The following is a 20,078-nucleotide window of genomic DNA, read 5'->3' as shown; positions in this document are numbered from 1 at the left end:
GATTACAGCAAATCCTCCACCCACAAACGGCATCAGCCTATATAGTGAAGACGGATACGATACCTGAATGAGTTGCTCTGCCGCATGGACTATATCAACACGCTTTTTCTGATTGGCGCCTTGCTGTTATGCGCTAGCATCCTTGCCAGCTCCCTGTCCTCAAGACTGGGGATACCTTTGCTGCTGATATTCCTGATCATCGGAATGCTTGCAGGAGAAGATGGGTTCGGGGGGATCGCTTTCGATAACACCGGTACTGCCTTCATGATTGGCAGTCTGGCATTAGCGATTATTCTGCTCGATGGCGGAATGCGAACCCGGGTCGAGAACTTTCGTGTCGGACTCTGGCCTGCGGTATCGATGGCTAGTCTAGGCGTCGTGGTATGTGCGGGTCTGACCGGTATGGTAACAGCCTGGTTACTTGATATTCACTGGCTCCAGGGAATGCTTCTTGGCGCCATTGTCGGCTCAACCGATGCCGCTGCGGTGTTTTCCCTGCTTCAAGGCAAGGGACTCAACCTGAAGCAACGGGTAGGTGCCACCCTGGAAATCGAATCCGGCTCCAACGACCCCATGGCGATCTTTCTGACGATTACCCTGGTGGAAATACTCGCTTCCGGGGAGCAAAGCGTCAGTTGGGAATTTCTTGGCGTTTTCATCCAGCAATTTGGTATCGGCGGCATTTGCGGTCTGGCAGGGGGCGTGCTGCTGGCAAGCCTGGTAAATCGGGTCAAATTGGCAACCGGTCTTTATCCGCTTTTGATCACCAGTGGCGCGATTCTGGTGTTTGCATTTGCCAATACTATCGGGGGCAGCGGATTCCTGGCGATTTACCTGACCGGCGTGGTTCTTGGAAATCGCCGGGTGCACAACCTGCAGAATATTCTCCACGTGCAGGACGGAATGGCGTGGCTTAGTCAGATCGGCATGTTTTTGATGCTCGGCCTGCTCGTCACACCCAGCGAGATGATGCCTATCGCCGGGCCCGCCATTGGAATCGCCCTCTTTCTGATATTCATTGCCCGGCCGCTTGCGGTGCTGATATGCCTGGCACCCTTTGTGTTCTCCTGGCGCGAGCGATTATTCATCTCCTGGGTCGGCCTGCGCGGAGCGGTACCCATCATTCTGGCAATCTTCCCCCTGCTTGCGGGGCTCGAGCAGGCGCAGTTGCTGTTCAACGTGGCCTTCGTGGTCGTTCTGGTATCACTTCTGCTACAAGGCTCCAGCCTGCCATTGGCGGCCCGCCTCTGCAAAGTGGAAATCCCCCCTCAGCCAGAGCCCTTACAGCGAACGAGTCTCGATGTGGCAGTGGATGGCGCTTATGAGGTCATGATCTACCAGCTGGAAAATGCCAACTGGTGTGTCGGCGTCAGCCTGCGCGAACTGGCCATGCCCAACAACTCCCGCATAGCGGCGGTATTTCGCGGGAGCGAGCTATTGCATCCGCGCGGCAGTACTACCCTCGCGCTGAACGATGTGTTGTGCATTATCGGCAGGCAGAGAGACCTACCTGCCCTTTCGAAGTTATTCAGCAAACCCCATGCCGCCAGTTACCTGGAAACCCGGCGCTTCTTTGGCGACTTTATTCTTGAGGGCGATGCCGAACTGGGTGCGGTAGGCCGCTTCTACGGATTCGCGGTGCCCGAGTCTCTCCGCGACATTACCCTTGCGGTCTTTCTGGGCAAGCGCTTTGGGGGCCATCCCGTGGTAGGCGACAAACTGGAATGGGAAGGTCATACGTGGGTAGTGGCTGCCGTGGACAACGACACCATACTCAAGGTAGGCCTCAAGCTGGATGGCGACAAGCCACGAATCCCCTTGGGATTCTAGGCACCAATCCCATATTCAGCGCAGCAGGTTGAACAGACTCAAGCCACTGATTTTTACATAGCTTTGCTGGGCGGCCTGTAATACCACCGACTCCAGACTGAGACGGCTGAGTGCTTCTGCGTAATCCAGCTCCGACAGCTCCGCCTGCACCTTGGTATTGATCAGAGATACCTCGGCATTCTCGTTGCCAGTGGATTCTATAACGTTGAGCCGGGCACCGATGCTGGTCTGCACACTGAGTACGCTGTTCATTGCGTTATCGACGTTCTCCAGGCTGATTGCCAGCTTGTCGCGGCGTAGCAGTTTGTCTTCGGGCGAGTTGCCCGGGTCCTCCAGGGTTTCGCGCAGGAAGGCGATATTCTGCAGGATGCTGCGCTTCTCGCCTGTATCGTCGGTGTCACCGGGTTTGATGGTGAAGGTATCCCCATCCTGCAACGCGCCGTCGAGATTAACGACCACACCAGCAATACGTATCTGCAGATTATTTTCTTCATTCGGCTCAAATGTGCCGGATACCGGCACTGCTGAAGGATAGCCGGGATCACCAGGCCCAGGCACCGGAGCATCACCCGTAATGGTGTAAGTATTGCCAGGCCCTATAGAAATGGACAGGGTGTTATTCGGATAGAATTTGGTATCGTAAGTTGTCTTGTCTTCTACCACGCCAAGCGAGATGCGCGGAAAAGGCACCGCAGGGTCCGCAGGCAATGTTCTTTCAGTCACAACGCGATTGACGTTGCCCACGTCAACGAACAGATCCTTGCCGTTATCGTTGATCGCCAATTGCTTAGAGCCTGCGATCTGAATTGAACGCTGTCCCTGGTCCCCCTCGTAGGTGTAAGTGCCGTTGGGCTCCCGTACGAAGGGTGGGGTTTGGCTTTGAAAGCCGCCAAACAGGTACTCACCGCGGGCGTTGCGACTATTGAACAGACCAAACAGCTCCTCTTCACGTTCGGTCAGCTCCTGGGCAAGGGCCTGGCGGTCAGACGCATCCAGTGCACCATTACCCGCCTGCAGGGTGATTTCGCGCACCCGCTGCAGAATATTGGTCACCGAATTGAGTGTGGCCTCCTCCTGATTCAGGCTGTTGGTCGCGGCGCTCATATTCGATTTGAACTGTTCGAGACGACCGGCCTCCTGGTCAAGCTGCAACAGGCGTACGGTGGCTACCGGATCATCGGCTGGCGACAGCAGACGCTTTCCCGAGCTGACCTGCTCCTGGGTACGGGTTACCTTGGCATAGTTATCCTGGATACCCTGATTGCCATTATTGAAGGTCTGTATTGTCGAAATACGCATGGCCTGTCACCTATCAGCGGATGCTGCTTATCAGAGTATCAAACAAGGATCTTGCAACCTGTAGTACCTGCGCCGAGGCGTTGTAATACTGCTCGAACTTGATCAGATTCGCGGCTTCCTCATCAAGGTTGACCGCCGATACCGAGTCACGATTATTGGTCGCCTGCTTGAGTACAGCCGCACTTGAATCGCTATCAGAGCGGGCCTGTGCGGTAAAGGTCGCTACGCGTTGAACCAGGTCGCCGTAACCATCAACAAAGGAAAAACCACTGCGACCTCCCGCCTGCCCCAGAACGGCCTTGGTTTGGAGCTCGGACAATGCCAGGGCATTACGGTTATCTGACTTACCTTCGTTGAAATTGATATTGAAGGTATCACCATCCAGTGGTGTGCCGGTCATTTTCATGCTGAAACTGTAGCCATCCACTTCCCATTCCAGGGTGTTGGTCTGCCCCGGGACAATGCTCAAAGCTGTTGGGGTTATCACACCTGCGGCGCTGGAAAGCGTCAGTGTATTACTGCCCTGGGCATAGCTCATCTCGATTGGAAGAAAGTTCTGCATTACAGCAGGGTCAATCGGTTGCGGTCCCTCTACCAGGGTCGGCTGAGTAATTTTCGCCGTACCCCGATTTGCCAGGCTGCTATCGGCGCTAGCAGGAGCTGCAAAACCCAGCTCCTCCGGTTGCTGCATGACCGACTCCATGCCGCCAGAGCCGTAGCGTGTGGGAGTGACCAGGAAGCGGTCCCCTGCCGCCACACTGCCACCGGTGGGTAGCGTGATCGTAAAACCATCAACCTCGGGAGCAGTTGCAGCCGTAATATCGATAGGCCCGGTGACCGCGTTGTCGCTTACCCGCCGGATACTGTATTGCGTTGCACTGCTGAACAACACTTCATAATCCGAAGTGCTCAACTCTGAGGTGTCAGAAATGAACACATTCAGCTTGGTATTTGGGTCACTGTTGGTTGGACGTGCCTGGCTGCGCAAATCAAGCTGATCAGGACTGTTGATATCCTTGAACAGCTGGCCACCGGCCTGACCATTGACGTCCAGGCCTTGTCCCAACTGGCTGTTGACCTCGTCGGCAATCGACAAAGCCAGCCGACCTACCGAGTTCAATGCCTGATCAAGCACGTCCTGGCGATACCGTATCAGACCGCCTAGCTGACCACCGCTGATCAAGCTGGTAATACCCTGGGCAGATCCCCCGCTGACCAGCTGCACCTCCGCGCGTGAAGGATCTGCAGTCCCTTGTACCACTTGCAGGCTAGAAGCCTCCTTGCCAACTACCAGGGGCTGACCGGAACCAACGAACAGGTTGATGCTGTTATTGTCCTGCGGCACTACCGTCACACCGATCAGCTCACTGAGTTGACGCACCGCTTCATCACGGGCGTCGAACAGGTCATTGGGTTCGGAGCCGTTTGCTACGGCGCGGCCGATGGAGTCATTGTACTGGGCAATAGACTCCGACAGACGGCTGACCTGACCGGTAAGCGTTCCCATCTGCTGACCTATGAATTCAGTCTGGGTCGATAGACGGGTCTGCACGGTATTGAAGCGCGAGGCCAGGCCTTCGGATTCGGACAAAAATAGCTGACGAGCAGGCAGGCTTGCTGGATCCTCGACCGAAGTCTGCAGTGCATCGAAGAAGTTCTGCAAGCCGGGGGTGATACCTGTAGCGGTTCCCGACAAGAGGGTGTTGAGCTCTTCCATCTGCGTCTGGAAAGCGCCTACCTCTGAATTGATCGCGGTACTGCTGCGCACCTGATTGCTCAGGAACTCGTTATAGACCCGCTGCACATCGACAATACTGGTGCCGTTGCCAATGTACCCCGCACCGGTAAAGCTGGGGTCGCGCGCGGCTTGAACAGCAGTCTGGCGGCTGTAACCGGGCGTGTTAACGTTGGAAATATTCTGCCCGGTAACCGACAAATTGGTCTGGCTGGCCTTGAGGCCGCTGAGTCCAATACCAAAAAGATCTGCCATGGTTATGCCCTGCCTGTGCTGGAGTCAGCATCAGCCTGGGCGACCTGCGTGGCCTGCTGAGTGCTGGTTTCGCTCAGTAACTGCCGGGCTATCTGGGACACTTTACGGGCATACTGCGGGTCGGTAGCGTAGCCGGCCTGCTGCAGCTCGCGGAAGAAAGTATCCGGGTTCTCGGTACGCGCCAGCGCCTGCTTGTAACGACCGTTCCCCTCAAGGAAATTCACGTAATCGTCAAAGCTCTGCTCGAAGGAAGCATAGCTGCGAAAACTCGCACGCTCCTGGCCCTTTACGCCATCACGGTACTCATGGGTCATCACGCTCGCCGATTCCCCCTGCCAACCGCCATGGGCCTTGATACCGAAAAGGTTATGGCTGTTACTGCCATCAGGCTGCTTGATGATCGACTTGCCCCAGCCGGTCTCAAGGGCAGCCTGAGCCACCAGATAATGCGGATCAACGCCCAGTCGCGCAGCTGCCTTCTCGGCCATGGGCAGCATTGCCTGAACAAATTCACCAGAACTGGCAAAACGCGTGGGACCCGGACCCACAGGTGCGGCCTGGGCAATGGCGTCAGCGGTGGTTGGCTGACTGCGAGCCACGCCCTGCATTGCACGCAGCGGCTGCCAGGCCTGTGAAGGCTCAGACTGCAGCGGCGCGGAAGAGGCAGCAGAACCACCGGGGTTGCCTGCCAGAGCCATCTGTGTAGCCCCGTGACCCAGGGAAAAGCCCAGCCGACGCTTGGCCAACAGGGCAGAATGGTCGGGCAGATTGCCATTGCCATTCCCGCCTGGCGCAGCCGCAGACAAGTCAGATTTCAGCACCGGCCGCTCCAGGGCAGTACCTGACGTTGCAGGGGTCTTCTCCGGGGACAGTTGCCGCATCATCACGTCAGCCAGGCCTAGGCCCTGCTTCTCAGACAGATGAACGGACATCTGGTTGTCGTACATGTCCTGATAGAACTTGGTCTGAGGCGTGTTAAGCGGGTTACCTTCAGCAAAGGCCTGATTGGCATCGCGCATGCTCTTGACCATCATGTTCATGAACAGGGATTCGAACTGCTCGGCGACGCGCTGCATGTTCTCCGGGCTATTGGCCTTGGAACCGGCTTTCAACTCGCTCATGGAGTTGATGTCGGTATAGCTGATGCCGTTGGGGTTCATGATCGCGTCCTCGCTCAGATAACGACAAGTTCGGCGTTTAAAGCGCCGGCCTGTCTCAGGGCTTCAAGAATGGCCATCAGGTCGCCTGGGGCAGCGCCGACCTGATTGACCGCACGCACTATCTCGTCCAGTGACACGCCCGGATTGAACACGAACATGCGACTGTCACCTTCTTCGATATTGATCTGCGAGCTGGGCGTGACTACTGTCTGGCCGCCGCCAAATGGTGCGTCTGGCTGATCCACCTGGATGTTCTCACTGATGGTCACGGTCAGACCGCCATGGGTAACCGCCGCCGGCTGGACACGGACATCCTGGCCAATAACGATGGTGCCGGTACGCGAATTGATCACGATTTTCGCTGCGGCATTACCCTGATCCACCTGCAGATTTTCAACCATGGACATGTAGTCCACACGCTGATTTGGATCCAGCGGCGCGCGCACGGTAATAGAACCGGCATCCTGCGCCTGAGCAACCCCCGCGCCGAAGGTATTGTTGATCTGGTCCACCACTCGCTTGGCGGTCGTAAAATCCGGGCGATTAAGGTTGAACACCAGATGATCGCCACTGGCAAAGGGGCTGGTAACTGCGCGCTCTACAGTAGCCCCGGCAGGAATACGTCCCACGCTTGGCACGTTGACGGTTATGCGCGAACCATCGGCACCCTCGGCGCCAAAGCCGCCAACTACCAGATTGCCCTGGGCGATGGCATAGACCTGGCCATCAATACCCTTGAGCGGGGTCATTAGCAGGCTGCCACCGCGCAGGCTCTTGGCATTACCAATCGACGAGACGGTAATATCGATCGTCTGCCCCGGCCGCGCAAAGGGGGGTAGTTCGGCATGAATCGCCACTGCTGCGACGTTCTTGGTCTGGATGCGCGTACCCGGCGGCACAGTAATACCAAACTCAGTCAACATGTTGTTGAAGGTTTGCACGGTAAAGGGTGTCTGGCTGGTCTGATCGCCAGAGCCGACCAAGCCCACCACCAGGCCGTAGCCGATCAGCTGGTTGGTACGTACCCCGGCCACGCTGGCGATATCCTTCAACCGCTCGGCATGGACCAGGGGGGCAGCAAGCACAAGACATAGGCACATCAGCAGCTTACGCATACTCACTACTCCTAGAAGGGCCACATGGGGCTCATGAAGAACTGGCTGAGCCAACCTGGCTGACTTGCATTGGCGAAAGCACCGGTGCCCGAGTAGGCGATACGTGCGTCGGCAATACGGGTTGAAGGCACGGTGTTATCCGGCCCGATATCCTCACTGCGAACCAGACCGGAGACACGAATAAGCTCGTCGCCGTTATTCAAAGTAATCCATTTTTCGCCGCGCACGCGCATCACGCCGTTGGGCAGGACTTCGAAAATTGTCGCGGTTATCGAGCCGTTCAGACTGTTGGTCTGATTCGCCTCCGAGTCGCCGGCAAAGGTGCGATTTCCGCCAATATCCACACCCAGATTCAAGCCCTTGGCGCCGACCACATTCCCCAGCAGTGTGGGATTGGCGATCTGAGTCGAGCTGTTCTTGCTGATCTCGTTATCGGCACTCTTGCGTGCAGCAGTGCGCTCCTGCAGCGTGATGGTAATAATGTCACCCACCCGGTTGGCCTTGCGATCGTCATACAGGTTGGTCTCGAAGCCGGCCTGATAGATTGCGCCGTTGTTGAGCTCCGTCGGTATCGGGGTGCGCGGCATGATCGGCGCGTAGGACGGATCATTGGGGGCCGGTGGCATCTGCATGCAGGCCGCAAGACTCCCAAGGATCAGCACAACCAGTGCAAGACGCAGGAATTTCATCTTAGTCATTCCCATTAAAGGTTCTGGCTGACGTACTGCAGCATCTGGTCAGCCGTCGAGATCACCTTGGAGTTCATTTCGTATGCGCGCTGCGTCGTGATCATGTTGACCAGTTCCTCGACAACACTGACGTTGGAATTTTCCAGGGTGTTCTGCAGCACCGTACCCAAACCGTTCTGTCCTGGATTACCTGCCTGGGGGGCACCGCTGGCGGCGGTCTCCAGGAAGAGGTTATTGCCGATGGACTGTAGACCGGCCGGATTGACGAAGTTTGCAGTCTGCAGAATGCCCAGCTGCTGGGCTGCCGGATCACCGAAAACGGAAATGCTTACCGTGCCATCCTCACCCACGGTGAAGGACTGCACATCGTCGGGCAACTGGATGGCCGGCTCCAGGGGAAAGCCACTGGAGGTCACAATCTGGCCGTCCGCATCCAGGTGAAAGCTGCCATCGCGGGTGTAGCCAATATTGCCGTCGGGCATCAGAATCTGAAAAAAACCTTTGCCATTGATCGCCAGGTCCAGGGGTTGCTCGGTAGTCTGCAGCGTGCCTTCGGTGAAGATCTTCTGCGTGCCGGCAACACGAACACCGGTACCCAACTGCAAACCTGACGGCAGCTGCGTGTCCTGGGTGGTCTGGCCGCCCGGCTGGCGTTTGATCTGATACAGCAGATCCTCGAACTCGGGACGATCACGCTTGAAGCCCGTAGTCGCCACGTTCGCCAGGTTGTTGGAAATGGTGGTCAGCATGGTGTCCTGGGCGGACAGTCCGGTCTTGCTTACCCAAAGTGCTGCGTGCATATGCTTCTCCTAGCGCGTCACTGACTGAGTGAGGCGGCTGCTCAGGTTCAACTGATCTGCAGAATCTTGTTGGTGATTTGGCTGTTCTCTTCGGCCGTGCGCATCATCTTGATGTGCAGCTCGAACTGACGGGCCAGGGACAACATCGCCGTCATTTCTGACACGGCATTGACATTGCTGCTTTCCAGAAAACCGGACGCAACACGCACTGCCGCGTCAGCAGGCTGCTCGGCCTCGTTCTCCACGCGCATCAAGCCATCCTCACCCTTGCGAATGGTGGCCGGGTCGGGATTGACCAGTTTGATACGGTCCACCTCGGCCAACACATTGGGGGCCTCACCTTCTGCACGAATACTGATAGTGCCATCCTGACCGATTTCGACCTTGTCAGCCGGAGGCAGCGCGATCGGGCCGGCGTTACCCAGCACCGGCATACCACTACCGGTACGCAACAGGCCGAAGGCGTCAATTTTCAGGCTGCCTGCACGGGTGTAGGCCTCCGTACCGTCGGGAGCCTGGACGGCAATCCATCCCTGCCCTTCTACGGCAATATCCAGGTCGCGCCCGGTCTCCTGCATGCTGCCAGAGGCAAAATCGGTTCCAGGCCTTTCGGTCATTGCATAGGCACGTGTGGGATGGGCCTCGCCATACACAGGCATCGACCGCGCCTGTTCGAAGTCACGACGAAAGCCAGTGGTACTCACGTTCGCCAGATTGTTGGCATGAGCCTGCTGAGCCAGCATATTCTGGCTGGCGCCGGTCATGGAGATGAAAAGTGATTTGTCCACGCTGTACTCCCGTTGCGACAAGGAATTGCCGCTTTGCTACTATCACAGGAAAATAAAGCACGGTTCATGCCAAAAAGTGATTTATCGCACTTTTAGCATATAAAACAAACAGATAGAATCACCATAAAAAACAGGGCGGCAATACAAACGGGATAGACCCGCCGGTATTGCCGCCCTGCCATTGCCGGAATATTGCCGGAACTTACCTGAGGTTGATGATGGTCTGAGTAACCGCATCAGCTGTCTGGATCGTCTTCGCGTTAGCCTGATAGTTACGCTGGGAAATGATCAGGTTGATCAATTGCTCCGACAGGTCGACGTTTGACTGCTCCAGAGCCCCTGACTGGATACTGCCTTGCGTACCGGTACCAGGCGCACCTACCACCGGCTCACCGGAGGCAGAAGACTGGGCCCAGGCGGTTTTTCCCAGCGGCGTCAGCCCTTGCTGATTGGCAAAGTTGGCCAACACTACCTGGCCCTGGGTACGAGTCTGACCGTTGGTATAACGCGCAACCAACAAACCGGCGTCGTCAATTTCCAGACCCGCCAGATCCCCAGTAGTGAAGCCATCCTGGACTACAGCGGTGACCGCAAAGCTAGCTGCAAACTGGGTGCTGCCCGCCAGGTCTATATCAAAGGAGGCCGGGGATTCAGCACCGGTTTCACGTCCCGCGCTGTCCAAAGGGACCCAGTTCTGAATACTGCCAAGCGGCTGGGGAGTGGTCAGCTCGCCTACGCTGTTAAAAGTCAGTTCTGTAGGTGTGGGCGCAAACGCGGCATCCGTGGGCAAAGCGTTATTGGTGGCAGGATCGTTGGTAACCTGGCGCCCATCAATCATGGTAAACATGTCCCACTGATTACCGTCAGTTTTCACAAAGTACTTGGTCAGTGTATGAGCATTACCCAGACTGTCAAAAATGTTCACCGAAGTAGAGCTGTTGTAGGTCGCCGAGTTAGTCGGATCAAAAGTATCACGCGCGGCCGCAAGCGCATCTGCCGGCGTGCCACCTGCCGCAATTTCCGTATCATAAGCCTGCTGCCAGATGGCCGGACGAACGTTTGTTGAATTCAGGTTCAGGGTAGAATCGACTACCGATGTTGCTCTGGGATCCGCAGAACGAGTGTCCACACGCAGATCGGTCTGCACTCCCTGATTGATCTGACCCGTCACAGGATTAACGCCGAAGCCTTGCAGACGCTCACCGAAGTTATTGGAGATAAAACCGTCCCGGTCAGTACCGAAGTAACCAGCACGGGTATAGCTGAGCGCACCGTCGTTACTGGTGACAAAGAAGCCATTACCGTTGATAGCAAGATCCAGACTGTTCTCGGTAAAGTTGATGTTGCCCTGGGTAAACTGCTGGGCCACGTTCCCCAGCAATACACCGCTGCCCTGGGCATTGCTGCCCGAGCCAAGGACTGAGGCTGCATACACATCAGAAAATTCTGCGCGCGAACCCTTGAAGCCGACAGTGCCGGCGTTCGCGATGTTGTTACCGGTAATATCCAGATCGGATGACGCCGCCCGGATACCACTCAGACCGATATTGAAAGACATGGTTACTCTCCTAGCCGATGTAGATCGGACGACTGTTACTGACCAATGGAAACGATATTTGAAAGACTGATACTGCCGAGGCCCGCAACGTTGAGCATCATTTCGCCACCCTTGCCATTGCCCAGGGACACACTGTCCACGTTGGCAGGTAGCAGGGTGGCGAGTTGCTTGTTGTCACCTTCGATAGCGGCCTGAGCTTCGAATTTGTACTTACCGGGCGGCATCAGATTGCCGCTGCTGTCCTTGCCGTCCCAGACAAAATCGTGCATACCGCTAGCCTGGCTACCCAGGTTCAACCGGGTAACCACGCTACCCGCGGCATCGGTGACATTGACGTAGACATTGTCGCTGGCCGCGGGTAGAGCCAACTGCCCCTTGATCCCCTTGGTGGTATCTACCATGGCCTGATCCGCCGGCACGATGACCGTGCGACCTACCAGAGAAGAAGCCTGCAAGGCCTGTGAAGACTGGTAGCCGTTAAGCAGCGACTCCATCGAGGAATTCAGCGTTTCAATACCCTCAACCGTACTGAACTGAGCCAATTGAGCAATAAACTCGCCGTTCTCTTGAGGCGACAGCGGGTCCTGATTGTTCATCTGAGTCACCAGCAACTTGAGAAACTCGTTCTTGCCAAGCTCACCGCCCTTGGCGTCACGGCTCTGGTCCACCTTGTACTGATCCAGAACGCCTTCACCTACACTCAGTGCACTAGAAATACTCATTGTCTTGAAGCTCCTGTCACTGACCCAGTGTGAGAACGCGCTGCAACATGGTCTTGGTTGCGTTCATGATTTCTACGTTGGTTTGATATGCCCGTGAAGCGGCCATCATGTTGGCCATTTCTTCGACAATGTTGACATTCGGATAGAACACATAGCCCTGCTCATCCGCCATCGGATGATCAGGTTCGTACCGTGATTGCAACTCGGCATCGGACTCAACCACACCCAGAACCTCAACGCCCTGCCCTGCCTGCTCCTGAGAGGCAAAAAGCGATTGGCCCATGCCCTGCTGCTGCTCGTTGAACATGGTTGCAAAAACCGGGTGCCTGGCCCTGTAGGTCTCACCAGTGCTGCTGGAAACCGTTTCAGCATTGGCGATGTTACTGGCCGTGGTGTTCAGTCGCAGCGACTGTGCGCTCATACCGGAGCCGGAGATGTTGAAAACGTCATTGAGAGACATGGCTTATTCTCCGCGCAGGGCTGTCATCAGCCCCTTGAATTTGCTGTTGAGAAAAGTAAAGCTGGCCTGCAGTTCGATCGCATTCTTGGCGAAAGCGCTTTGCTCGACGTCAGCGTCAACAGTGTTGCCGTCCAGTGATGGCTGCAAGGGCGTGCGGAAGCGCAGACCTGCAGCCTGGTCGAGCAGGCTTTCGGTATTGATATGCCGGGAATGTGTGGTACTGGCGGCAAACCCCTTGTCATCTCCACTCTGCTGAGCAGCCAGCACCGCCTGGAAATCCAGGTCACGCGCTTTGTAATTTGGGGTTTCCGAGTTGGCGACATTATTGGCTAGAACGGCCGCACGCTGACCGCGGAAAGTCAGTGCTTTCTCATGGATACCCAGAGCATTGTCAAAATTGATCGTCATTTGCGCATTCCTCTTGTGGCAATAAATGGCCACACAGTTCTCTCTGCGCAATAACAAAGCAGGTTCCGTGCCAAAACACGAAACCCTTTATATTCAATGAGTTGAAAGGAAGAACAATTCAGAGCGGCAATGGATTACCGTTGGACGGCATTCCGTTGGACGGCACTTCCCTGGACGGCAGGTCACCCAGCGGCAAGGAGGCCCGAAGCTTGCGGCTTGTAGCTATTTTGCCTTGTAGACAATACCCGGACTGCACTGAACCATCTGATAGAGATCAGGGAGGCCATTCAACGCCTCGGACGCACCAAGCATCAGATAACCGCCGGGCTTGAGGGTCCCGTGTATGCGTTTGAGGATATCTTTCTTGAGATCAGCAGAAAAATAGATAAGCACGTTGCGGCAGAAAACAATATCGAACTTGCCCAGCATCGAATAACTGTCTAGCAAATTCATGGCGCGGAACTCGACCCGACTGCGGATCGGTTGCTTGACTGTCCAGCGACCCGGACTGCCCTGGTCGAAATAACGCGCCAGGCGCTCGGAGGAGAGTCCGCGGGCGATTGAAAGACTGTCGTACTCCGCCGATTTTGCGGCGGTCAGGATACCCCCGGACAGATCGGTGGCGACAATTTGACAGCCACCACGCAGCTGACCGGGATTGCTGCGCTCAAACTCATCAATGGCCATGCTCAATGAGTAGGGCTCCTGTCCTGACGAGCATGCTGCAGACCATATTCGCGGTCGCTGACCGGGGTTGGCCTTCACGAATTCGGGTAGCAATCGGTTTTTCAACACGTCGAATGGATAGACATCTCTAAACCAGAGTGTCTCGTTGGTGGTCATTGCATCCACGACCAACTCTCGCAGCCCACTGCGGGGCTGCGTCTGAATCCGCGTTACCAGCTCGCCCAGGCTTTTGATGCCCTGCTGCTCGAGTAACCGGTTCAGCCTACTGGCTACGAGGTACTGTTTATTGTCGCCCAGCACAATGCCGCACGCTTTTTCCAGAAACTCCCTGAAAACATGAAAATCTTGGTTTGCCGAGGTCACGCAGCCCATCCTGTAATCAATTGAATTGCTTCCCCATGCGGCGATCTACTCACGCAGTGCGTGCAGGCGATCAATCACCCTTTGTGCCAGCTCATCCGGCTTGAACTTGGCGAGGAAATCGTCTGCACCCACCTTTTTTACCATTGCCTGATTAAACACGCCCGAAAGCGAGGTGTGCAACAGGATATGCAAACCGGCCATACGTGGATCACCGCGCACCTCGGCGGTCAGCGTGTACCCATCCATTTCCGGCATTTCGATGTCTGAAACCATCATCAACAGATCAGATACACCCTGGCCATTTTCGACCAAGTCACGAAGCCAGTTGAGCGCCTGACGTCCATCGTTGAGCGCGACCACTTCCACACCCACTTCCTGCAGACATCGGACGACCTGTTTGCGCGCCACCGATGAGTCATCAACGATCAGCACCTTGCGCGCCAGAGCTTCGGTATGGGTTACCTCATCGATCACACCTGCGGTGATGGTCTCCACAGTTGGCACGACTTCGGCAAGAATCTTCTCGACATCGATAATCTCGACCATCTTGTCGTCGACGCGGGTCACCGCTGTCAGGTAATGGTCGCGACCGGTGCCCCGTGGCGGCGGGTGTATTTCTGACCAGTTCATATTGACGATTCGTTCGACTGAACGCACCAGAAAGCCCTGAACACGGTAGTTATATTCGGTGATGATCACGAACGCCGTACTCAAATCATCGAGCCCCGGCCCACCAGTGGCCTTGTTGAGGTCGATGATGGGCAGGGTACCTCCGCGAATATGCGCGACCCCCCGCACGACCGGATTCAACCGCGGCAAGATAGTGAGCTTGGGACACTGCAGCACCTCCTTCACCTTGAAAACATTGATGCCGTACAACTGCGGTCCTGCAAGGCGAAACAGCAAGAGTTCCAGGCGGTTCTGACCGACCAGCTGGGTACGTTGGTTTACCGAATCCATTACGCCAGCCATGGACGACTCCTCAAATATCTTGAATGAAACGGCATGCATCTTGCTGCGCTGTTAGGGTAGTGCTCGTTACGGCGTTTTTTTGACATGCGCCAACCCACTCGTCATCAAGGTTCATTGTATGCGTTTTCTCACAGGGTGCGCGGTATTGCCGCTATTTTTTTGCGCAGGCGTTTCCGCCAATCCACTGATTGATCAACTTATCGGCGCGACCACCTCTTTTCTTGAGCAAGAAATCGAGAGTCACCTGCAGCGCAGTGCACGGGACGCCCGCTACGAGGTCACAGTCAATCGCCTGGACAACCGGCTACGCTTGCCGTTGTGCCCGGAGGGAGCGCTGCATGCCGAACTGGAAAGCCCGGCCGAACCTGTCGGCCGGGTCACCGTGCGACTCAGTTGTGACAGTGAGGTGCGCTGGCGGCTCTTCGTGCCGGCCCAGGTGAGTCTGTACCAACCCGTTCTTGTGACCACTCGGCCACTGTCGCGCCATGCCGTGATTACCATGCAGGATATCACCCTGCTCGAGCGTGACGTGGGTCTTTTGAACAACGCCTATCTGACCGACATTGCTCAGGTAGCGGGCCTGCGCCTGAGACGCCAGGTGGCGGCCGATACGGTTTTGGCGCCCAATCAGCTGGAGCAGCAGGAGGTCGTCAAACGAGGCGACAAGGTGGTGATCAGTGCTGCCAACAGCCATGTATCGGTGCGCATGCCGGGCGAAGCCCTGGAAAACGGAAATATGGGCAGTCAGATACGTGTGCGAAATTCGCGCTCCGGTCGCGTGGTCAAGGCCAGAATCACCGGCCCCGGGCAGGTTGAAGTCGCAATGTGAAGTTATTGCTCATTTGCTCTATAATCGGATCGTGAAATTCGGCGAAGAAACGTGACCAGATTCACATAAATTTTTCCTAAAGTTTTGACTGCATCGGCCGTTACAGGTGTTAGTAAAGCATTCAGGTTCTGAGGAAAACAGAATGGTTATTGACTTCAACGCATCAAACAGTGCCAATCGGGGTGCCCAGACAGGCGCTACCATGGGCAAGCGTGATGCCGCGGCCGAAGGCACCCGTCCTGCCGCGCAAGGAAACGCGCAAAACACACCTGCGGAAGATGGACAGGTCAAATTGAGCCCACAGGCCCAGCAGTTACAAGCAGTGGAAGAGCGGCTGCGTGAACTGCCAGTGGTCGATAGCGAGCGTGTAGCCCAGATTCGGCAGGCCATCAGTGATGGCAGCTATAATGCTGACAGCGGCCGCATTGCTGACAGACTGCTGGCTCTGGAATAACCCTGCGGAGCCGTGTCCGGACTCCTTGCCGGTATAGCGATTAGCGGAGAAAGCGGATGGAACAGTTGGAGAAGGTGTTCTTGCAAGCGCAGCCGGACTGCGAAGCTTTCGCCGAACTTCTGGACCAGGAGCAACAAGCGCTTATCAACCGTGACATGGATGAGCTTGAGAAACTGCTGTCTGCCAAAGCCCCCTTGGTCGACGCCCTCGCTCATCATGACCTCGCTATTCGAACTTGGTGCTCGCAGATTGGTATTGCGCCCGGAGATGGGCTCGAAGCACACATCAGATCCTCAGGAGCCGCTACGCTACTGGAGGTCTATTCTGCATTTCAGAACGCGTTGCAACGCTGCCAGGCAGCCAACCTGCGCAACGCGCGACTGGTCCGGCATAATCAACAGGCCACTGGCCGCTTACTTGATCTTCTGCGTAATCAGGGTGAGGCAAGTCAGAGCGTATACGATCGTCAAGGTGTTGCCAGCCGTTCCGGTAATCAACGCAACCTGACCAAGGCCTGAACGGCGTGTCAGATAGCCAGCATACTGTAGTAGTATGCCTGACCTTTTGAACTCGAGAGCCTTCAGTGTCCAGCTTATTCAACCAGGAACCAGGACCGCAGCCACCGCGGGACGTCCGTTCTCCAGTAGAGATTCTCTCGCTGCTGAAAAATATCCAGCAGCACCGTGATCATCTGCGCGTTACCTTCGCTGACCGTCCGCAAAAGTTTCAGAGCTTCATTGTGCAGATAGACAATGCCACCAAGACCCTCTGGATTGACGAGATGATGCCCCGCGATGGCGACCGGTTTGCCACCGCGGGAGAAGCATTTCGAGTAGACGCCTGGCATGAAGGCGTACACATGCGCTGGCACTGTCCCGGCGTGCAAAGGTTGATGCTTGATGGAGTGCCTACCTATTGCGCTCCCCTTCCCGAAGAGATGGTCTATCACCAGAAGCGTGGGGCCTTCAGGGCTGCCGTGCGACGCAGCATGGAACTGTCGGTGCATCTGGGTCACTCAGAGCGCAATGTGGCCCTGGATGGCACCCTCATTGATATCTCCGCAACAGGCTGCAAGGCCCGTTTTAGCGGAGACTGCACACACCAGTTGCCGCCGGGAGACCTGTTTGAGCGTTGTTCTCTGGAACTTCCGGAAAGCGGGCGCCTCAACCTGAGCATCGAGATACGGCATGCCCAGTACGATTCGGGCAGCAACGAAACCCAGGTCGGACTGGCCTTTCGTCAGAATCAGGCGAATGTGCAACGCCAGATAGATCGCTTCGTGAACTATCTGCAGCGCGAGGCACGTCGCCTCGAAAAGGAAGATCTTTTCTAGCTGACCCCTACCTGACTAGCCCCTAACCGGGGCGATGGTCGTCCTGGTCTTCATCAAGGTCCGCGCCAGCACCCGGCGCAACATCATCGCGCATCTGTTCTTCCACCTGTTGTTCGTCTACTCGTGGATCCATTGCAGCCGACAACGAAGAGGTTACAAGGTTACCCCCCGATGGCAGAAAGTGAATTGGTGCGTCCAGCGACAGATTCTCTCCGGTGACCCGTTCGGGCCTGACCCGCATTACCAGCACCAGCGTGCAAAGTGCCATGAACACGTAAAGCATATTGGGCCCTAGCAACTTCATCAGTATGGACCCCAGCAGCGGCCCGAAGCTCGCCCCCAAACCAAAGGTCACCAATAGCATGGCTGAAAGCGCTACACGATCATCCGGATCGATGTGGTCGTTAGCCAAGGCAACAGCAATTGGATACAGGGTAAATGCCAAGACGCCAAACATACTGCTCATCACGAGCAACCCGAAAGGAGGTAAGGGCACCAGCGCGATGATCAGAACCACGCCCGTCAGGATAATGGCGTTGATCTGGATCATCCTGCTCCGGTCCAGTCGATCGGAAAGCCATCCAGCCGGCCATTGTGCGACCAGGCCCGCGCCAATGGTAACCGCCATAAAAACACCGATTTCCGATGTCGCCAGCCCAACACCCGTGGCGAATACAGGTGCCATACCGTAGAACGACCCAAGCAACAACCCTGACACCGCCACCGTGGTGAGCGCCAGAGGAATACGACTCAAAAACACGCGTACCTTCATAGGTGCAGGGTGCAGAGGCGCAGGGTGGATTCTGTTGGTAACGGCAACAGGCACTAGGCACAGGGAGAAGCACATAGAGACAATCAGCAGATGACTGAGATCCAGCTCTGGCATCACCGTCAAAATCCCCTGCCCCATTGCCAGGCCCAGAAAGGTCACAGACATGTAGCTGGCGAACACCATGCCCCGCTGATGAGGCTCTGCCTGTTCGTTGAGCCAGCTTTCCAGGACCATGTACTGGCACATCATAGCCACACCAACAACAATCCTGAGAACGAACCAGATCTGAACGTCCGCAGTCATCGCATGCCCAAGTACAGAGGCAGTCACCACTCCCGCGCTGGCCACAAACGCACGAATATGTCCCACCTTGGCAATCAACCGGTGACCTACGGACGCGCCAGCAACCAGACCAATGTAATAACCAGTCATAAGCAGGCCAATCCATATCTCGTTGACCCCTTCGGCAGCCAGACGCAGGCCCAGGTAGGTACCGAGTAGACCACTACCGACAAGCATCAGGAAGGTAGCAAAATACAACGAGGAAAAGGCCATGATACTTCTGGGCATTCAAACTCCGATGTGGCTGAAGGGTGCAGTGGACAGTCTAGGACAATACTGAAAAAAAACAGGGAAATTCAGGCCAGCAGAATTGGTCAATGACAGGCAGGCGCGCATATTAGCAGCTCGCGAGCATGCTTCCCATCGGCGCCTGAGGAATTGCCACAAACTGCTCTTTCACACAAAATCCCTGCATCAGGATGAACGCTTGTGTGTCCGAAAAGTCCACTGAAAGGGAGTATACGGAGCGTGCGCAGGAATCTGACCATGAGGAGTTGTCCATGACCACGGGTATTCTCGCAGTCGACATAGGCGGGCTCAGCATCAAAGCCGCGGTGCTGGATATAAAGGGCCACATGCTGACGGAGCGTTTGCGGATCGTGACACCCCATCCTTGTCCGCCCGACCTGCTGCTTGACCTGGTGACCAGCCTCACGCGGGACATGCCCGCCTTCAACCGTATTTCCGTCGGGTTCCCCGGGGTCGTGCGCCAGGGCCGTGTACTCACTGCGGCCAATTTACAAAGCGATGAATGGATTGATTTTGAACTGGCCAAGCAGTTATCGGTACGCCTTGGAAACTATCCAACTCGCGTCATCAACGATGCCGATATGATCGGATTTGCATTGATCGACGGGGTTGGCCTGGAAATCGTGGTCACTCTCGGGACCGGCTTTGGTACTGCCATTTTCCGCGACGGTGACTTGATGCCACATATGGAGCTCGCGCATCACCCTATCGCCGAAGGTCGGACCTATGACCAGTACCTGGGCGATGCCGAATTAAAAAAAATTGGCAGCAAGACGTGGAATGAACGACTGGCCCTGGCCCTGGCCCTGCTCAATACACTTTTCCATCCTGACCAGATCTTGCTGGGCGGCGGCAATGCGCGTTACGTCAGCACAAGCCTGCCTGCCAACACTCGGATCGTTTCAGAGGCCAGGGGAATCTCAGGCGGTGCGGCACTGTGGCGTGAATACCCGCCTCTGCCTGACCTGTCGCACAATTAGCCTCCGGTAACCGTCCATCGGGCGCTTCACCACTGGGATGATGACCAACACTAGCGCCACGCCAATACCAACCAGCCGCAATATCAGAATGACTACGGTGGACAGCTATGCCTCTAGCACCGCCTTGCGGTTCCCATCCTGGTCGATGTCGCGAATGAATTCGGCGTCGGTGGTTTTATTGGACGGTATCTCAGGGGCTGGTAGAGTCGAAACCCAGAACGTGATGGCCAATTGGGGCCAATCCGTCGAATGACTGCGTCAATTGAAACTGAACACCA

20 protein-coding genes are annotated in these 20,078 nt (G+C 56.1%); 6 read left to right on the top strand and 14 right to left on the bottom strand.

From position 1 onward, the window contains the following. Positions 1-84 precede the first annotated feature (84 nt). A complete protein-coding gene (locus tag IEV54_RS02220) occupies positions 85-1,830 on the top strand; it encodes a potassium/proton antiporter (protein WP_150277447.1) in 1,746 nt (581 codons plus the stop codon). 15 nt (positions 1,831-1,845) lie between these two features. On the opposite strand, the gene flgL is transcribed toward IEV54_RS02220, so the two are convergent. The 13 genes from flgL to IEV54_RS02155 all read right to left on the bottom strand — a co-directional run bounded on the left by flgL (position 1,846) and on the right by IEV54_RS02155 (position 14,841). After that, a complete protein-coding gene (flgL, locus tag IEV54_RS02215) occupies positions 1,846-3,129 on the bottom strand; it encodes a flagellar hook-associated protein FlgL (RefSeq protein ID WP_150277448.1) in 1,284 nt (427 codons plus the stop codon). Between the two features lie 13 nt (positions 3,130-3,142). Then, positions 3,143-5,119 carry a flagellar hook-associated protein FlgK gene (gene flgK / locus IEV54_RS02210; RefSeq protein WP_150277449.1) on the bottom strand — a complete coding sequence of 659 codons (1,977 nt, stop codon included), beginning with the start codon at positions 5,117-5,119 and terminating at the stop codon, positions 3,143-3,145. A 2-nt stretch (positions 5,120-5,121) separates the two neighbouring features. Continuing rightward, entirely contained in the window at positions 5,122-6,279 is a 1,158-nt protein-coding gene (flgJ, locus tag IEV54_RS02205) for a flagellar assembly peptidoglycan hydrolase FlgJ (RefSeq protein WP_150277450.1), read from the bottom strand. Positions 6,280-6,293: 14 nt separating this feature from the next. Then, complete coding sequence (locus IEV54_RS02200; protein WP_150277451.1) at positions 6,294-7,394, bottom strand: flagellar basal body P-ring protein FlgI; 1,101 nt, start codon at positions 7,392-7,394, stop codon at positions 6,294-6,296. 11 nt (positions 7,395-7,405) lie between these two features. Continuing rightward, positions 7,406-8,083, bottom strand: coding sequence for a flagellar basal body L-ring protein FlgH (gene flgH / locus IEV54_RS02195; RefSeq protein WP_150277452.1), 678 nt, complete (start codon positions 8,081-8,083; stop codon positions 7,406-7,408). Positions 8,084-8,097: 14 nt separating this feature from the next. After that, a complete protein-coding gene (gene flgG / locus IEV54_RS02190; RefSeq protein ID WP_150277453.1) occupies positions 8,098-8,883 on the bottom strand; it encodes a flagellar basal-body rod protein FlgG in 786 nt (261 codons plus the stop codon). Between the two features lie 47 nt (positions 8,884-8,930). Further along, on the bottom strand, positions 8,931-9,671 hold the full coding sequence (gene flgF, locus IEV54_RS02185; RefSeq protein WP_150277454.1) for a flagellar basal-body rod protein FlgF: 741 nt from the start codon (positions 9,669-9,671) through the stop codon (positions 8,931-8,933). Positions 9,672-9,873: 202 nt separating this feature from the next. Beyond that, positions 9,874-11,229 carry a flagellar hook protein FlgE gene (gene flgE, locus IEV54_RS02180; RefSeq protein ID WP_150277455.1) on the bottom strand — a complete coding sequence of 452 codons (1,356 nt, stop codon included), beginning with the start codon at positions 11,227-11,229 and terminating at the stop codon, positions 9,874-9,876. A gap of 35 nt (positions 11,230-11,264) precedes the next feature. Beyond that, positions 11,265-11,951 carry a flagellar hook assembly protein FlgD gene (flgD, locus tag IEV54_RS02175; protein ID WP_150277456.1) on the bottom strand — a complete coding sequence of 229 codons (687 nt, stop codon included), beginning with the start codon at positions 11,949-11,951 and terminating at the stop codon, positions 11,265-11,267. A gap of 16 nt (positions 11,952-11,967) precedes the next feature. After that, positions 11,968-12,411 (bottom strand): flagellar basal body rod protein FlgC, encoded by a 444-nt coding sequence (flgC, locus tag IEV54_RS02170; protein ID WP_150277457.1) that lies wholly within the window; start codon positions 12,409-12,411, stop codon positions 11,968-11,970. A 3-nt stretch (positions 12,412-12,414) separates the two neighbouring features. Then, the gene (gene flgB / locus IEV54_RS02165) at positions 12,415-12,819 is read right to left on the bottom strand and encodes a flagellar basal body rod protein FlgB (protein WP_150277458.1); all 405 of its coding nucleotides are present in this window, start codon (positions 12,817-12,819) and stop codon (positions 12,415-12,417) included. A 222-nt stretch (positions 12,820-13,041) separates the two neighbouring features. Beyond that, the gene (locus IEV54_RS02160) at positions 13,042-13,869 is read right to left on the bottom strand and encodes a CheR family methyltransferase (protein WP_188434294.1); all 828 of its coding nucleotides are present in this window, start codon (positions 13,867-13,869) and stop codon (positions 13,042-13,044) included. A 45-nt stretch (positions 13,870-13,914) separates the two neighbouring features. After that, positions 13,915-14,841 (bottom strand): chemotaxis protein CheV, encoded by a 927-nt coding sequence (locus IEV54_RS02155; protein WP_150277460.1) that lies wholly within the window; start codon positions 14,839-14,841, stop codon positions 13,915-13,917. A 118-nt stretch (positions 14,842-14,959) separates the two neighbouring features. Here IEV54_RS02155 and flgA point away from each other — a divergent pair, with 118 nt between their 5' ends. From flgA to IEV54_RS02135, 4 genes are all read left to right on the top strand, one after another. Further along, on the top strand, positions 14,960-15,670 hold the full coding sequence (gene flgA, locus IEV54_RS02150) for a flagellar basal body P-ring formation chaperone FlgA (protein WP_150277461.1): 711 nt from the start codon (positions 14,960-14,962) through the stop codon (positions 15,668-15,670). Between the two features lie 142 nt (positions 15,671-15,812). Then, a complete protein-coding gene (flgM, locus tag IEV54_RS02145) occupies positions 15,813-16,124 on the top strand; it encodes a flagellar biosynthesis anti-sigma factor FlgM (RefSeq protein WP_150277462.1) in 312 nt (103 codons plus the stop codon). 56 nt (positions 16,125-16,180) lie between these two features. After that, entirely contained in the window at positions 16,181-16,642 is a 462-nt protein-coding gene (locus IEV54_RS02140) for a flagella synthesis protein FlgN (protein WP_150277463.1), read from the top strand. Between the two features lie 65 nt (positions 16,643-16,707). Continuing rightward, entirely contained in the window at positions 16,708-17,457 is a 750-nt protein-coding gene (locus IEV54_RS02135) for a flagellar brake protein (RefSeq protein WP_150277464.1), read from the top strand. 22 nt (positions 17,458-17,479) lie between these two features. Here the strand turns inward: IEV54_RS02135 and IEV54_RS02130 are convergent, their stop codons facing one another. Continuing rightward, entirely contained in the window at positions 17,480-18,799 is a 1,320-nt protein-coding gene (locus IEV54_RS02130; RefSeq protein ID WP_150277465.1) for an MFS transporter, read from the bottom strand. Between the two features lie 272 nt (positions 18,800-19,071). Here IEV54_RS02130 and IEV54_RS02125 point away from each other — a divergent pair, with 272 nt between their 5' ends. Beyond that, positions 19,072-19,800: an ROK family protein gene (locus IEV54_RS02125; RefSeq protein WP_150277466.1), complete on the top strand. Its 729-nt coding sequence runs from the start codon at positions 19,072-19,074 to the stop codon at positions 19,798-19,800. Positions 19,801-20,078 lie beyond the last annotated feature (278 nt).

Source organism: Halopseudomonas salina, from assembly GCF_014637955.1.
In the GTDB taxonomy this organism is placed as follows: Bacteria; Pseudomonadota; Gammaproteobacteria; order Pseudomonadales; family Pseudomonadaceae; genus Halopseudomonas; species Halopseudomonas salina.
This window is presented reverse-complemented; position numbering and strand designations above follow the sequence as displayed.